This window comes from Terrabacter sp. GCM10028922, assembly GCF_042666095.1.
Classification (GTDB): Bacteria; Actinomycetota; Actinomycetes; order Actinomycetales; family Dermatophilaceae; genus Terrabacter.
On record NZ_JBHTFG010000036.1, the window covers coordinates 236,084 to 250,757 of the forward strand.

At 69.9% G+C, this 14,674-nt stretch carries 15 protein-coding genes; 13 read left to right on the forward strand and 2 right to left on the reverse strand.

The genetic code is table 11. The features are described from left to right. From ACFQU3_RS23730 to ACFQU3_RS23790, 13 genes are all read left to right on the forward strand, one after another. Complete coding sequence (locus tag ACFQU3_RS23730; RefSeq protein ID WP_385914429.1) at positions 1-990, forward strand: carbohydrate ABC transporter permease; 990 nt, start codon at positions 1-3, stop codon at positions 988-990. Then, positions 983-1,822 carry a carbohydrate ABC transporter permease gene (locus tag ACFQU3_RS23735; RefSeq protein WP_385914432.1) on the forward strand — a complete coding sequence of 280 codons (840 nt, stop codon included), beginning with the start codon at positions 983-985 and terminating at the stop codon, positions 1,820-1,822. The genes ACFQU3_RS23730 and ACFQU3_RS23735 overlap by 8 nt, the downstream gene beginning before the upstream one ends. Beyond that, a complete protein-coding gene (locus ACFQU3_RS23740; protein ID WP_385914435.1) occupies positions 1,819-3,294 on the forward strand; it encodes an argininosuccinate lyase in 1,476 nt (491 codons plus the stop codon). Before ACFQU3_RS23735 ends, ACFQU3_RS23740 begins: the two co-directional genes overlap by 4 nt. Before the next feature lie 103 nt (positions 3,295-3,397). After that, the gene (locus tag ACFQU3_RS23745) at positions 3,398-4,216 is read left to right on the forward strand and encodes an SGNH/GDSL hydrolase family protein (protein WP_385914437.1); all 819 of its coding nucleotides are present in this window, start codon (positions 3,398-3,400) and stop codon (positions 4,214-4,216) included. Positions 4,217-4,456: 240 nt separating this feature from the next. Beyond that, on the forward strand, positions 4,457-5,125 hold the full coding sequence (locus ACFQU3_RS23750) for a GntR family transcriptional regulator (protein ID WP_385914439.1): 669 nt from the start codon (positions 4,457-4,459) through the stop codon (positions 5,123-5,125). Then, complete coding sequence (locus tag ACFQU3_RS23755) at positions 5,122-6,204, forward strand: PrpF domain-containing protein (protein WP_385914441.1); 1,083 nt, start codon at positions 5,122-5,124, stop codon at positions 6,202-6,204. The genes ACFQU3_RS23750 and ACFQU3_RS23755 overlap by 4 nt, the downstream gene beginning before the upstream one ends. Continuing rightward, on the forward strand, positions 6,201-7,226 hold the full coding sequence (locus ACFQU3_RS23760) for an amidohydrolase family protein (RefSeq protein ID WP_385914444.1): 1,026 nt from the start codon (positions 6,201-6,203) through the stop codon (positions 7,224-7,226). Before ACFQU3_RS23755 ends, ACFQU3_RS23760 begins: the two co-directional genes overlap by 4 nt. Before the next feature lie 21 nt (positions 7,227-7,247). Beyond that, entirely contained in the window at positions 7,248-7,937 is a 690-nt protein-coding gene (gene ligK / locus ACFQU3_RS23765) for a 4-carboxy-4-hydroxy-2-oxoadipate aldolase/oxaloacetate decarboxylase (protein WP_385914446.1), read from the forward strand. A gap of 3 nt (positions 7,938-7,940) precedes the next feature. Continuing rightward, a complete protein-coding gene (locus ACFQU3_RS23770; protein ID WP_385914448.1) occupies positions 7,941-8,861 on the forward strand; it encodes an amidohydrolase family protein in 921 nt (306 codons plus the stop codon). Between the two features lie 24 nt (positions 8,862-8,885). Continuing rightward, complete coding sequence (gene ligA, locus ACFQU3_RS23775) at positions 8,886-10,253, forward strand: protocatechuate 4,5-dioxygenase subunit alpha (RefSeq protein WP_385914450.1); 1,368 nt, start codon at positions 8,886-8,888, stop codon at positions 10,251-10,253. A 1-nt stretch (position 10,254) separates the two neighbouring features. Next, the gene (locus ACFQU3_RS23780) at positions 10,255-11,247 is read left to right on the forward strand and encodes a Gfo/Idh/MocA family oxidoreductase (RefSeq protein ID WP_385914453.1); all 993 of its coding nucleotides are present in this window, start codon (positions 10,255-10,257) and stop codon (positions 11,245-11,247) included. Beyond that, positions 11,244-12,257 carry an aldo/keto reductase gene (locus tag ACFQU3_RS23785; RefSeq protein ID WP_385914455.1) on the forward strand — a complete coding sequence of 338 codons (1,014 nt, stop codon included), beginning with the start codon at positions 11,244-11,246 and terminating at the stop codon, positions 12,255-12,257. The genes ACFQU3_RS23780 and ACFQU3_RS23785 overlap by 4 nt, the downstream gene beginning before the upstream one ends. A 42-nt stretch (positions 12,258-12,299) precedes the next feature. Beyond that, positions 12,300-13,496: a 4-hydroxybenzoate 3-monooxygenase gene (locus ACFQU3_RS23790; protein ID WP_385914458.1), complete on the forward strand. Its 1,197-nt coding sequence runs from the start codon at positions 12,300-12,302 to the stop codon at positions 13,494-13,496. Between the two features lie 17 nt (positions 13,497-13,513). Here ACFQU3_RS23790 and ACFQU3_RS23795 read toward each other — a convergent pair whose 3' ends face one another. Further along, complete coding sequence (locus ACFQU3_RS23795; RefSeq protein WP_385914461.1) at positions 13,514-14,215, reverse strand: GAF and ANTAR domain-containing protein; 702 nt, start codon at positions 14,213-14,215, stop codon at positions 13,514-13,516. Positions 14,216-14,316: 101 nt separating this feature from the next. Continuing rightward, positions 14,317-14,661: a hypothetical protein gene (locus tag ACFQU3_RS23800; protein WP_385914464.1), complete on the reverse strand. Its 345-nt coding sequence runs from the start codon at positions 14,659-14,661 to the stop codon at positions 14,317-14,319. Positions 14,662-14,674 lie beyond the last annotated feature (13 nt).

Below are 14,674 nucleotides of genomic sequence, written 5' to 3' on the forward strand. Positions count from 1 at the left end.
GTGACCGACACCGACACCAGGACCCGGAAGGCTCGGGTGCTCCCACCACGACGCAGTGGGGCCCGCACGTCCCCGGGGACCGGCCGCAGCCGGTCACGACGCAGGATCCCGTACCTCTTCCTGCTCCCCGCTCTCGCCCTCGAGATCTTCGTCCACTTCGGCCCGATGGTCGCGGGGCTGGTCATGAGCACCCTCAAGCTGACGCAGTACCAGCTCGCCCAGTGGTGGGAGGCGCCCTTCGTCGGGCTGGACAACTACGGCGTGGTCATCGACTCCGACCAGCCCGTGGGCGCCTCCCTCATCGGCTCGTTCCTCGTCACGCTCGGCTACACCCTGATCGTCGTCGGCGTCTCCTGGGTGCTCGGCCTGGCCGGCGCCATCTCGCTCCAGCGGGTCGGCCGCGGACGTGGGCTCATGCGCACCCTGTTCCTCGTCCCCTACGCGCTGCCGGTGTTCGCCGCGGTCATCACCTGGCGGTTCCTGCTCCAGCGCGACAACGGAATGCTCAACCACGTTCTCGTCGACCAGCTCCACCTGCTCGACAGCAACGCGTTCTACCTGATCGGCCCGAACTCGTTCTGGTCCCTCTGCGTGGTGGCGATCTGGCGGGAGTGGCCCTTCGCCTTCCTCATGGTCATGGCCGCCCTGCAGTCGATCCCGGAGGACGTCTACGAGGCCTCGAGCCTGGACGGGGCGGGGCCCTGGAGGCAGCTGCGCACCATGACGCTGCCCCTCATCTCGCCGGTCAACCAGGTGCTCGTCCTCGTCATGACCCTGAGGACCTTCCGCGACTTCGAGACCCCGTACGTGCTCTTCGGCGGCAGCGCACCAGACGAAGGCAGGCTGATCTCGCTGGAGATCTACCAGAGCTCCTTCGTGACCTTCAACTTCGGTCTGGGCTCGGCCATGAGCGTCCTGCTGCTGCTCTTCCTCATTCTCATCACCGGCATCTACCTGGCCGTGGCCCGGAGGCGAACCAACCATGCATGAAACCCTCGGCTACCGCACCTTCCGCCGAATCACCCTGTCGCTGTTGACGATCTTCGTCTGCGCCCCGCTCGTGGTCATGATCACCACGGCGATCAAGCCACTCAGCCAGGTGCAGGGACAGTTCCGGTGGGTGCCCACTGAACCCACGTTCCAGCCGTTCATCGACATGTGGTCGACCGTTCCGCTGGCCACCTACTTCGTGAACTCGGTGGTCGTGGCGACGACGGCGACCGTCCTGTCGGTCTCTGTCGCCGTGCTGGCGGCGTATGCGGTCAGCCGCTGGAACTTCCGGGGCAGGGAGACGTTCCGTCTCGCGGTGCTGTCGACCCAGATGTTCCCCGGCATCCTCTTCCTGCTGCCCCTCTTCCTGCTCTTCGTCATGACCGACCGCCTCACCGGGCTCACCCTCGTCGGCAGCCGCACGGGTCTGGTCATCACCTACCTGACGTTCGCCCTGCCGTACGCCATCTGGATGCTCGTCAGCTACTTCGAGACGATCCCCCGAGAGCTGGACGACGCCGCCGAGGTCGACGGGTGCGGACCGCTTCGCCTGCTGGTGAGCGTCCTGCTGCCGGCAGCACGCCCGGTCATCATCGCCGTCTCGATCTTCTCGTTCATGCTGGCCTGGGGCGAGGTCCTCTTCGCGTCCGTGCTGACCGACGAGCAGACCCGCACGGTGGCGATCGGCCTCCAGAGCTACGCCAGCGAGGCGAACGTCTACTGGAACCAGGTCATGGCCGCCTCCCTGGTCGTCTCGGCGCCCGTCGTGCTCGCCTTCCTCGTCCTCCAGAAGCACATCACCGCCGGTGTCACCGCAGGAGCCGTCAAGTGACCGCCCGCCTGACCGACGGGCGTCTCGGGTCCCGACCGTCCCCCCTTCTCGTCGAGCACGTCAACGCCATCGAGCTGACGGACGAGCTCGCCGACGCGGAGAGCTTCGTACTCATCGACCTGGCTCACGCCCTCATGCTGACCCGGCAGGGGATCTTCGACCGGCGACAGGGCCGCGCAGTGGTCGCGGCCCTCCTCATGCTGCTGGAAGGAGACACCCGGGGCCTGCTCGGCCACTCCCCCGAGATCGGGACCATGACACTGCACATCGAGCGCTACCTCGAGCGCGAGTGCGGGCCGGGCGGGATGGACATCCAGCGGGCCCGCAGCCGCATCGACCAGAACGCCACCGGTCTGCGGATGGCCGACCGCCGAGGGTCCTTGACGGTGCTGCGCCACCTCGTCCGCCTGGCCGAAACGCTGTTGGCGGCCTCTGCCGAGCACGACGAGGTGCTCGCCCCCGGGTACACGCACCTTCAACACGCCCAGCCGACGACCTTGGGCCACTACTTCAACGCGCACTACTGGACGACCTCGCGAAACCTCAGCAGGCAGCGTGAGAACTTCCAGCGCATCAACGAGAGCCCGCTCGGTGGGGCCGCCCACAGCGGCACCAGCTGGCCCATCGACCGCGACCTGACCGCCCGCTACCTCGGCTTCAGCCGGCCCATCCCCAATGCCCGGGACGCCGGCATGTCGGCGATGGACTCCGGCGCCGAGCTCGCCGCCGCACTGGGGCTGACGCTCTCCGGCCTCAGTCGGTGCGCCTCCGACCTCTACTACTGGTCCTCGTCGGAGGTCGGGCTCGTGCGACTCCACCCGTCGCTCTGCGGCACGTCGAGCATGATGCCGCAGAAGCGCAATCCCATTGCGCTGGAACGCATCCGGGCCTTGGCGGGCGATGCCGCAGGCTGGTCCGCCAGCCAGCTCGGCCTGTTGCACTTCGCCAGCTCCACGGACGCGGACCAGGGGTACGTCCGCAACCCCCTCCCCGCGTACTGCCACGAGACCGCAGGAGCGGTCGCCCTGCTGACCGAGGCGATCGACACCCTCGAGATCGACGAGGCGGCCCTCGCCGCCTCGGCTGCGCGCAACTGGTCTGCCACGAGCGCCCTGGCCGACGACCTCGTCGACGTGCACGGCCTGAGCTACCGGGCGGCCCACGAGCTCGTCGCCAGGCTCGTGACGGCGCACGAGGACGCCGGCGCGGGCGAACAGCTTCGGGCCGACCTCGTCGCGAAGCACCTCGAGGGCTACTCGCTCGAACGGGTCGTCGAGCTCTTGGACCCGTGGACGTTCGTTCGCACCCGCACGTCGTCCGGCGGCACCGCAGAGGTGCGCCGGAAGGAGCTGGCCGCCCTTGCCGACGAGGACCTGTCGCGGCACAGGCGTCAGCTGGCCGGGCTGGAGAGCTCCGTCGACGACGCGATGGCGCTCCTTCTCGCTGACGCGCGAGCGCTCCTCGACGCGTAGTCGCACTCGGAGGGCCGTTTCGCCTCGTGGGCGGTGGGTACAGACGCTCAGGGCTGCGCACACCTGCCAAGCCCGGCACGACTGCCTACGCGAGGAGGCCGGCATGCGACGCATGGCTGTGGCCCTGATGTCCGTGCTCACCATGGCCCTGGCGGCGCCCGTGTCCGCGACGGGCGCCGACGGGACGCCCAGGCTGCCGAGCAGCATGGCCGCGATCGGTGACTCGATCACGCAGGCAGCCGACGCCTGCTGCTGGTACGGCAACCATCCCGCGAACTCATGGAGCACCGGCAGCGCCGGATGGGACGGCGTCACCAGCCACTACGAGAGGATCCGGGCGACGAACCCGGACATCACCGGGAAGAACTACAACGACTCCGTTTCCGGTGCTCGCATGAAGGACGGGCCGGTGCAGGCGAGCAGGGCCGTGTCACAGCGCGTGCGCTACGTGACGCTCCTGCTGGGCGCGAACGACCTGTGCACGTCGTCGCTGGAGTCGATGACCTCGGTCGACGTGTTCCGTTCGCAGCTGCGGCAGACGCTCGCCGCTCTCGACTCCGGCCTGCCGCGACGAGCGCACATCTTCGTCAGCAGCATCCCGGACGTCTACCAGCTGTGGCAGATCTACCACACGAGCGCCACGGCGCAGCTCGTCTGGGACCTCGCGGACATCTGTCAGTCCCTGCTGTCACCGAGCCGGACGGACGAGCAGCGCATCCAGGTGCGCCAGCGCAACATCGCCTTCAACGCGGTGCTCCAGCAGGAGTGCGCGAGATACGCGAGGTGCAGGTTCGACGACAACGCCGTCTTCTCCTTCCGGTTCAGCCGGGCGGACGTGAGCACGCTCGACTACTTCCACCCGAGCCTGAGCGGACAGTCGCGGCTGGCGGGCATCACCTGGGCGAAGAGCTGGTGGAGCTGACTCCGTCCGCGACCCACTCCTGGACGCGAGTGTCCTCCAACGGCGCCGCGCCCTGAGCGGGGCGGCGGCGGTCGGTGAGAGCCATCGCCCACCCACGTCGTGGGATTGCTGACGAAATTGTTGACAATTTTGTCGACGATCTCCCAGACTGATGCGGAACGCCACGACGCACGGTCTCGAGGAGGAGCCCATGACGCAGTCTCGACGCCGGCCCACAGGGCCTCCGGCTCGGGAGCTCCGGTGAGCATCGAGTCCGCAGTCCTGTCCGGTGAGCACGGCAAGCAGGTGGCGATCGAGGCACTCAGGCGGGCCATCACCCGCGGCGACCTCCTCCCCGCCCAACGGCTCGTCGAGCAGGAGCTGGCCGAGTCGTACGGCGTGACCCGGGGAAGCATCCGCGCCGCCCTGATCGACCTCTCGGCGGAGGGCCTCATCGAGCGCGTGCCGAACCGTGGCTCGCGGGTCCGGGTCGTCACGATCGAGGAGGCCGTCGAGATCACCGAGGTGCGCATGCTCCTCGAGGGGCTGCTGGCGGCCAAGGCCGCCGAGGCTGCGACAGACGAGGAGCGCGACCAGCTGCGCGACATCGGGGCCCGGATGCAGGCCGCCGTCGAGGCCGGTGAGCCCACCCGCTACGCCCAGCTCAACATCGAGCTGCACACCCTGATCCGCGACATCGGCCACCAGGCCGTGGCTGCCGACGTCCTGGGCCGGCTCAACGGCCAGCTCGTCCGTCACCGCTTCCGGCTCTCGCAGCGCGACGGCCGGCCGCGCCAGTCCCTCGGCGAGCACCTCGAGATGATCGAGGGCATCGTCGCCGGCGACCCTGAGCGCGCGCGCCGTGCCGTCTACGCCCACCTGGAGAGCGTCATCACCGCGCTCCGGGCCACGACGGAGCCGCAGCCGTGACCGACCCTGTCACAGAAGGCATCCCGTGCGCGCTCATGCGCGGCGGAACGTCGAAGGGTGCCGTCTTCCTCGCCTCCGACCTTCCAGGTGACGAGACCGAGCGCAACGACCTTCTCCTCCGGGTGATGGGCAGTCCTGACCCGCGTCAGATCGACGGTGTGGGCGGAGCGGTCTCGGTCACGAGCAAGGTCGCCGTCGTCTCCTCCTCCCCCGACGACGAGGCGGACGTCGACTACCTCTTCCTCCAGGTCGTCGTCGGCGAGCCGCAGGTGTCGGCGACCCAGACGTGCGGCAACATCCTCGCCGCCGTCGGTCCCTTCGCGATCGAGCGCGGGCTGGTCCCGGCCACGGGCGACGAGACGCAGGTGCGCGTCCGTCTGGTCAACACGGGCGCCACCGCCCGACTGACCGTCCGCACTCCCGGAGGCCGGGTCACGTATGCCGGCGAAGCGTCGGTCAGCGGCGTCCCCGGCACCGCGGCGCCGGTCGAGATCGCGACACTCCCCCAGGATCAGCCGTTGTTCCCCACCGGCAACCGCGTCGACACGGTGGCCGGCGTCGAGGTCACCTGTGTCGACAACGGCATGCCGGTGGTCGTCGTGCGTGCCGCAGACGTCGGCGTCGTCGGCGACGAGGACCCCGACACCCTCGAGGCCGACCCAAGGCTCACCGCGGCGATCGCTGCGGTGCGCGCCGAGGCGGGTGCCCTCATGGGCGTGCCGACCGGCCCGGACTCGACGACGCCGAAGATCGCGCTCGTGTCCGAAGCACGCGACGGCGGGTCGATCGCGACCCGCTGCTTCATCCCGGTCACCGTCCACACCTCACTCGGCGTGCTGGCCGGAGCGAGCATCCTCGCTGCGGCCGCACTGCCCGGAACCGTCGCCCACGACCTCGCCACGGCGCCCGCCGACGGCGCGCCGTGGCGTCTGGAGCACCCCACGGGGAGCCTCGACCTCGGCGCAGGCGTGGACGACGGCGAGCGACCGTCGGTCACGACGATCGTCGTCCGCACCGCCCGCATGCTCTTCGACGGCCGGGTCTTCCCGCGGCCCCCCGCACACCAGGAGACGACGTGATCATCGACTGCCACGGTCACTACACGACGGCGCCGCAACAGCTCGCCGACTGGCGCGACCGTCAGGTCGCGGCGATCGGCGACCCGACGAACGCGCCCGACCCCACCGAGCTGGTCATCTCCGACGACGAGCTGCGCGAGTCGATCGAGACCAACCAGCTGAGGGTCATGGACGAGCGCGGGAGCGACCTCACGGTCTTCAGCCCTCGTGCGAGCTTCATGGCCCACCACGTCGGTGACGTCGACGTGTCCTCGACATGGGCCCGGATCTGCAACGACCTCTGTCACCGGGTCGCCACCCTCTTCCCGCGACGGTTCGCGATGGGCGCGATGCTGCCGCAGTCGCCGGGCGTCGACCCGACCACGGTGCTGCCCGAGCTGCGCCGCGCCGTCGAGGAGCTCGGCGCCGTCGTCGTCAACCTCAACCCCGACCCGTCCGGCGGCCACTGGGACAGCCCGCCACTCACGGACCGCAGCTGGTACCCCGTCTACGAGACGCTTGTCGAGCTCGAGGTCCCGGCCATGGTCCACGTGAGCACGTCGTGCAACCCCGCCTTCCACACCACGGGGGCGCACTACCTCAACGCCGACACGACCGCCTTCATGCAGCTGGTCCAGGGCGACCTCTTCGCCGACTTCCCCACCCTGCGGCTCGTGATCCCTCATGGTGGCGGCGCCGCGCCCTACCACTGGGGCCGGTTCCGTGGGCTCGCCGACATGCTCGGCAAACCGGATCCCGAAGAGCTGCTCCGCAACGTCTTCTTCGACACCTGCGTCTACCACCAGCCCGGCATCGACCTCCTCACGGACGTCATCCCCTCCGAGTCAGTCCTCTTCGCGAGCGAGATGATCGGCGCCGTCCGTGGCATCGACCCGCGTACGGGGCACCACTTCGACGACACGAAGCGCTACGTCGACGCCACGCCGAACCTCACCGACGCCGAGCGCGAAGCGGTCTACGAGTCCAACGTCCGACGTGTCTACCCGCGGCTCGACGCGCTCCTCGCGTCGCAGGGCCGCTGACGGCAGAAGGAGCGAACCACCGTGCCAAGCAACGAACTCGGCGTCGTCCACACCAAGGTCGACCGACCCGACCAGCAGCTGGTCGACCGCCTCAGCGCCTTCGGCGTGGCGACCGTCCACGAGGCGATGGGCCGTGTCGGCCTCATGCGTCCGTACATCCGTCCCGTGTACCCGACGGCGCGCCTGTGTGGACCCGCAGTCACCGTGCTCCTCCAGCCGGGCGACAACTGGATGCTCCACGTCGCCGCCGAGCAGGTGCGCGACGGCGACGTGCTCGTCGCCGGCTGCACCACCGAGTGCGAGGACGGCTTCTTCGGCGACCTGCTCGCCACCTCTCTGCGGGCGCAGGGTTGTCGGGGCCTCGTCATCGACGGCGGGGTGCGCGACGTCGCCGACCTCGAACAGATGGACTTCCCCGTGTTCAGCCGCGCGATCAACGCCAAGGGCACGGTCAAGGCCACTCTCGGCTCGGTCAACGTGCCCGTCGTCTGCGCGAACGCGCTGGTGCGTCCCGGCGACGTCGTCGTCGCAGACATCGACGGAGTCGTCGTCGTGCCCCAGGAGCGCCTTGCAGAGGTGGTCGAGGCCTCGGAGACACGCGAGGCGAACGAGGAGGGCAAGCGGGCGAAGTTCCGCGCGGGTGTCCTCGGCCTTGACCTCTACAACATGCGCGAGCCGCTGGCGGCCGCCGGCCTTCGCTACGAGGACTGAGCAATGGCAAGCGAGTTCGTCAAGACCCCCGGTTGGCTCGACTGGCATACCGAGCCCAGCCGGCCCAGGTTCGTCCTTCCGAGCGGTGCGGTGGACGCCCACTGCCACGTCTTCGGCCCGGCCGCGGAGTTCCCCTTCGCTCCCGAGCGCAAGTACTCCCCGTGCGACGCGAGCAAGGACCAGCTCTTCGCACTGCGGGACCACCTCGGCTTCACCCGGAACGTCATCGTCCAGGCCACCTGCCACGGGGCCGACAACAGCGCGATGGTCGACGCGGTGCGGTCGGCCGGGAGGCGGGCCCGCGGCGTCGCCACCGTCACCCCGGGCACCTCCGACGACGAGCTCCGTCGCCTCGACGAGGCTGGGGTCCGCGGCGTCCGGTTCAACTTCGTCAGGCGGCTCGTCGACACCCTCCCGATGGACGGGCTGAGGCAGGTTGCAGAGCAGATCGCCCCGCTCGGCTGGCACATCGTCATCTACTTCGAGGCACAGGAGCTGCCGGAGCTGGCCGACTTCTTCCTCGGCCTGCCGGTGCCTCTCGTCGTCGACCACATGGGCCGTCCCGACGTGACCCGACCGGTCGACGGGGCCGAGTTCACCGGCTTCCTCGACCTGCTGCGAGCGAGGGACGACATCTGGTGCAAGGTGACCTGCCCCGAGCGGCTCACCGTGGGTGGGCCACCCGCGCTCACGGGGGAGCAGGCGGCATACCGCGACGTCGTGCCCTTTGCCCGCCGTGTCGTCGAGGAGTTCCCCGACCGGGTCCTCTGGGGCACCGACTGGCCGCACCCGAACCTGACCGACCACATGCCCGACGACGGGCTGCTCGTGGACTGGATCCCCTCCATCGCGCCGACCGCGGCAGAGCAGCAGGCCCTCCTCGTCGACAACCCCATGCGCCTCTACTGGCCAGAAGAGCTTTGAGCAGCAACCGGATTGGAGCACACGATGGCACTGGACAAGAGCTACCAGAAGGTCCCAGGCACGACGATCTTCGACGCCGAGCAGTCGGCCAAGGGATACCACCTCAACCAGTTCTGCATGTCCCTGATGAAGGCCGAGAACCGCGAGCGCTTCCTCGCCGACCAGCGGGCCTACCTCGATGAGTGGGAGGGGCTGAGCGAGGAGCAGAAGCAGGCCGTCCTCGACGTCGACCTCAACGAGTGCATCCGGCTGGGCGGAAACATCTACTTCCTCGCCAAGTGGGGCGCGACCCTCGGCCTGTCCTTCCAGCAGATGGCGGGATCCATGACCGGGATGTCGGAGGAGGACTACCGCGACCTCATGCTCCACGGCGGACGCTCGATCGAGGGCAACCGCATCGCCGACCGCGACAGGGCTGACGCGAGCGTGCCGACCGACCCGCAGGCCGACCCCATCGGTGACGCGGTCAAGGAGGCAGCCGCGGCCCGGGAGCTGCCGGCGCCGGAGCAGCACGCGACGATCACCGGCGCCGTGTTCACGTCGCACGTCCCGGCGATCGGTGCGGCCCTCGACCTGGGCAAGGCCGACGAGCCGTACTGGAAGCGCGTCTTCGACGGCTACGAGTTCTCCAAGGCGTGGGAGCAGGAGAACCTCCCGGACGTCATCTTCCTCGTCTACAACGACCACGCGACCGCGTTCGACCTCGCGCTGATCCCGACCTTCGTCCTCGGGACGGGCGCGAGCTACCCGGCGGCCGACGAGGGCTACGGGCCCCGCCCGGTCCCGGGGATCGAGGGTGACCCGGACCTGGCGGCGCACATCGCCCACTCGCTCATCCGAGACGACTTCGACCTCACCCTCGTCAACGAGATGACCGTGGACCACGGCCTGACCGTGCCGCTGTCCTTGATGTTCGGTCAGGTCGAGAAATGGCCCTGCAAGGTCATCCCCTTCCACGTCAACGTCGTCCAGTACCCCGTCCCCTCGGGCGCCCGGTGCTTCGCGCTCGGCAAGGCCCTGCGCAAGGCGATCGAGTCGTACGACCGCCCCATCACGGTCCAGGTCTGGGGCACCGGCGGCATGAGCCACCAGCTCCAGGGGCCGCGCGCGGGGCTCATCAACCGGGAGTGGGACAACGCGTTCCTCGACCGGCTCGTCGACGACCCGGCCGGCCTGGCGCAGGTGCCGCACCTCGAGTACGTCGAGGAGGCCGGCTCCGAGGGCATCGAGCTCGTCATGTGGTTCATCGCGCGTGGCGCCCTGAGCGACATCGACGACACCGGGGACGTCGAGGTCGTGCACCGCTTCTACCACGTGCCCGCCTCGAACACCGCCGTCGGACACCTGATCCTCGAGAACAAGCCGCGGTCCGACGCTGCGGACGGGGAGTGACATGAGCCAGCAGCCGATCAGGGTCGCCCTCGCCGGCGGCGGCGCCTTCGGCGCCAAGCACGTCGCCGCCCTCCAACGGATCCAGGACGTCGAGGTCGCTGCGGTCGTCAGCGCCACGCTCGAGTCCGCGACGGCCTTCGCCGCTGAACACGGCGTCGGCCGCGCCGTCGCGTCGCTCGACGACGTCCTCGCGATGGACGAGATCGACGCCGTCATCCTCGCGACACCGACACCGTTGCACGCCGAGCAGACCCAGCAGGTGCTGCGCGCCGGCAAGCACGTCCAGGTCGAGATCCCCCTCGCCGACAACCTCGGCGACGCCGAGGCGTGCCTCGCGCTGCAGGAGCAGAGCGGCCTGGTGGGGATGGTCGGGCACACCCGACGCTTCAACCCGAGCCACCAGTGGGTCCACCACCGGATCGTCGACGGCGACCTCCACCTCCAGCAGCTGGACGTCCAGACGTACTTCTTCCGCCGCAAGAACCTCAACGCACTCGGTCAGCCGCGGTCCTGGACCGACCACCTGCTGTGGCACCACGCCGCCCACACCGTCGACCTCTTCGCCTACCAGACGGGGTCGCCCGTCGTCCGGGCCAACGCGCTCCAGGGACCCATCCACCCCGAGCTCGGTATCGCCATGGACATGTCGATCCAGCTCCTGGCCGGGTCCGGTGCGGTGTGCACGCTGTCGCTGTCCTTCAACAACGACGGCCCCCTGGGCACCTTCTTCCGCTACATCGGCGACACGGGCACCTACATCGCCCGGTACGACGACCTCGTGACGGGCCGCGAGGAGCCGATCGACGTCAGCGGCGTCGACGTGTCACTGGACGGCATCGAGCTGCAGGACCGCGAGTTCGTCGCCGCGATCCGTGAGGGCCGCCGGCCGAACGCGTCGATCGCCGACGTCATGCCGTGCTACCGCACCCTCGCCGCCTTGGAGAACCAGCTGGAGACGCAGCTGGACGAGCACCCGGGGACGCGGGGCCGATGACGTCCCTCACCACGGTGACCCGGCGCATCGGGGGCCTCGAGGTCGGAGCCATCGGGCTGGGCTGCATGAACCTCAGTCACGCCTACGGCACCGCGCCGAGCGAACGGGAGGCAGAGCGCCTCCTGCTCACGGCCCTCGAGGTCGGCGTCGTGCACCTCGACACCGCCGCCCTCTACGGCTTCGGGGCGAACGAGGAGCTCGTCGGTCGGGTCCTCGGCCAGCACCGCGATCGGTTCGTCCTCGCCAGCAAGTGCGGGATGACCGGCGTCGACGGCAAGCGCGTCGTCGACGGACGTCCGGAGACGATCCGGGCGACCGCCGAGGCGGCCCTGCGTCGCCTCCGCACCGACGTCATCGACGTCTACTACCTCCACCGACTCGACCCCGCCGTGCCGATCGAGGAGAGCGTCGGCGTGATGGCCCAGCTCGTCGAGGCCGGCTCCGTCCGGCACATCGGTCTCTCCGAGGCCTCTGCGCCCACGGTGCGGCGCGCGCACGCCGTCCATCCGATCGCCGCGCTGCAGAACGAGTACAGCCTCTGGACCCGCAACCCCGAGCTCGGCACGGATGCGGTGTGCCGAGAGCTCGGGATCGCGCTCGTCGCGTTCTCGCCGCTCGGGCGGGGCCTGCTCACCTCGAGCCCGCCCGTCATGTCCGCCCTGCCGGCGAAGGACCTCCGCCACGGGATGCCGCGCTTCCAGGGCGCGGCGTATGCCGCCAACCTGGCCCTCCAGCGCCAGCTCGCCGAGCTGGCCGACGAGGCCGGGTGCACACCGGCGCAGCTCGCGCTCGCCTGGCTGCTGGACCGGGGTGACCACGTCATCCCGATTCCCGGCACCCGCAGCGTCGACCACCTGCGTGAGAACGTCCGCGCCGCAACGGTCCCCATCGCTGCGGACGTGCTCAGGCGCGCCGGTGAGCTCGTCAACGAACGCACCGTCACAGGCCGGCGCTACAGCGCGGCCGCAGAGGCCGACATCGACACCGAGGCCTTCCCGCAGGCCGGCTGACTGCAACGCCGCCCAGCAGACCATCGACCCAAGGAGACCCCCATGACCCCGGACACCGTCCTCCATGCCGAGGTGGCGATCGTCGGAGCGGGACCCGCCGGCCTGATGGCAGCGCACCTGCTCCATCGCGCCGGGATCTCCACCGTCGCGATCGACGTGCGGACCCGTCACGAGATCGAGACCACCCACCGGGCCGGCATCCTCGAGGCGAACTCCGCCCGGCTGCTCGTCGACTCCGGCGTCAGCGACCGGGTCCTCCGGGAGGGGCACGAGCACGAGGGCACCTACCTGCGCTTCGCCGGGCGCAGCCACCGGATCGACTTCAAGAAGCTCGTCGGCGAGTCGGTGTGGCTCTACCCCCAGCAGGAGGTCTTCATCGACCTCGCCGACGCTCGCGCCCGCGACGGCGGCGACGTGAGGTTCGGGGTGCGGGACGTCAACGTCGAGGGCGTCGAGACCGAGCGCCCGACGGTCGCGTTCACGGAGGCTGACGGGACGCGCGTGGAGGTGCGGGCGGCATACGTCATCGGGTCCGACGGGTCGCGGAGCGTCTGTCGCGACCTCGTTCCGGAGGACCGTCGGGTGCGGCGCTTCCGGGAGTACCCCTTCGCGTGGTTCGGGATCCTCGCCGAGGCGCCGATCAGCTGGGACGAGCTGATCTATGCGAACTCCGACCACGGGTTCGCGCTCGTGAGCCAGCGCACCGACACGGTCCAGCGCCTCTATTTCCAGTGCGACGCGACCGACGACGTCGACGAGTGGAGCGACGACCGGATCTGGGAGCGCCTCCAGTCGTGCCTCGCCGGTGACGACGGCTTCCGGCTGCACGAGGGCCCGGTGATCCAGAAGAGCGTGCTGCCCTTCCGGTCGTTCGTGCAGGAGCCGATGCGCTGGGGCCGCCTGCTGCTGGCGGGCGACGCCGCCCACACGGTGCCGCCCACCGGCGCCCGCGGGCTCAACCTCGCGATCCACGACGTGCGCGTCCTGGCCGACGTCCTCACCCGCGCCATCACGGCTCGCGACGACTCCGTCCTCGAGGAGTACGCACAGCGTGCGCTGGCGCGGGTGTGGCGGGCCCAGAGCTTCTCGTACTGGATGACCCAGCTGCTGCACCTGCCGGCCGACGGCTCCGAGTTCGACCGCCGACGTCAGCTCGGCGAGCTCGACAACCTCGTCTCGACCAGGGCGGGACAGACCTACCTCGCGGAGCAGTACACCGGCTGGCCGTCAGAGGGGTAGTCCGCCGTCGCCGCGCGTCAGGCGTCCGGGTCGAACGCCTCCACCAACGCCCGGGCGAGCACGAAGACGGCGACACCCGCTCGCGCTGCGGCGTTCCGCAGTCTCTCCTCGGCGGCGTCGGGCTCCAACCCGCGCGCCGCCACGAGCAGCCCGATCGCCTGGTCGCGATACACCTGTCCCCTGAGCCGCTCCGGGCTCTTGACCGCCTCCAACCGGGTGGCGAACGACAGGTCGGCGTTCGCCACAGCACCGGGCGCCCAGGCGCCGAACATGCTGGCGAGCTGCTCCACGTGCCCGTCGAAGGTGTCGCTCGCATCGCCGTAGAGGTTCACTCCGCCGGTGACGACGTCGTTCCGGCGGATGGGCATCGACAGCGTGCTGCGGATGCCGGCCGCGGCGTTCGCCTGGGCGAACAGCTGCCACTTGCCCTCGTCGAGCAGCGAGTCGGTGTCGCTCCGGACTGTCTCCCCTTGTCGGATGGCCTCCAGGCACGGTCCGTCATCGGCGTACTGGACGGCGTCGAGTGCAGCGATGTCCACGCCACTGGCGACGTAGGTGAGGACCAGGTCCTCCGTCACCAGGGCGAGGCTGACCCCCATCAGGCCGGGCACCCGCTCCTTGGCCGTCGACGTCAGGCGGTTCAGGTCACCGCGCAGGTCGGTGTCACCGTACCGCTCCAGCTCCAGCAGGGCCTCGTTCGTCTCCGGAATCGGCTCCATGGGAGGTGCATACCCAGACGGCCGCCGCTCCCCCGGCGTGGACGGCACGGCGTCTACGTGCGGGGGTCCCTGACCCGCGGTCGGTCGGGACCACCGCTGTGTCACCGCGGACGCGACGTCCACACCCACCCGGCCAGTAACGCGATCTCGCAGGCGGCGTCCTGCAGGTACATCCGGCTGATCCTGCCCTTGGGCACATAGACCAGGTCGATCGCGAGCAGCGTTGTCGCTGTGCCGACTCCCAGCGCTCGTGCGACCCGGAGCTGCGCCGGGTCGCGGCTCATGAGCTGGGTCGTGCCGACCGCGGTCAGCAGACCACCCACGGTCTGCACGAGCCAGCGATCGGTCTTCGGTCCGTACACCGCCTCGAAGGTGCGCATGCTCACCAGCGGCCACACGCCGCCGAGCACGTTGAAGAGGCCTTGGGCCTGGGCCATCCGTCGCATGCCGAACCTCCTG

Coding starts and splice junctions, on each gene's coding strand:
- ACFQU3_RS23795 (WP_385914461.1), bottom strand. CDS start 14,215: ATGGAGCCGATTCCGGAGACGAACGAGGCCCTGCTGGAGCTGGAGCGG.
- ACFQU3_RS23735 (WP_385914432.1), top strand. CDS start 983: ATGCATGAAACCCTCGGCTACCGCACCTTCCGCCGAATCACCCTGTCG.
- ligA (WP_385914450.1), top strand. CDS start 8,886: ATGGCACTGGACAAGAGCTACCAGAAGGTCCCAGGCACGACGATCTTC.
- ACFQU3_RS23770 (WP_385914448.1), top strand. CDS start 7,941: ATGGCAAGCGAGTTCGTCAAGACCCCCGGTTGGCTCGACTGGCATACC.
- ACFQU3_RS23780 (WP_385914453.1), top strand. CDS start 10,255: ATGAGCCAGCAGCCGATCAGGGTCGCCCTCGCCGGCGGCGGCGCCTTC.
- ACFQU3_RS23745 (WP_385914437.1), top strand. CDS start 3,398: ATGCGACGCATGGCTGTGGCCCTGATGTCCGTGCTCACCATGGCCCTG.
- ACFQU3_RS23800 (WP_385914464.1), bottom strand. CDS start 14,661: ATGCGACGGATGGCCCAGGCCCAAGGCCTCTTCAACGTGCTCGGCGGC.
- ACFQU3_RS23790 (WP_385914458.1), top strand. CDS start 12,300: ATGACCCCGGACACCGTCCTCCATGCCGAGGTGGCGATCGTCGGAGCG.
- ACFQU3_RS23785 (WP_385914455.1), top strand. CDS start 11,244: ATGACGTCCCTCACCACGGTGACCCGGCGCATCGGGGGCCTCGAGGTC.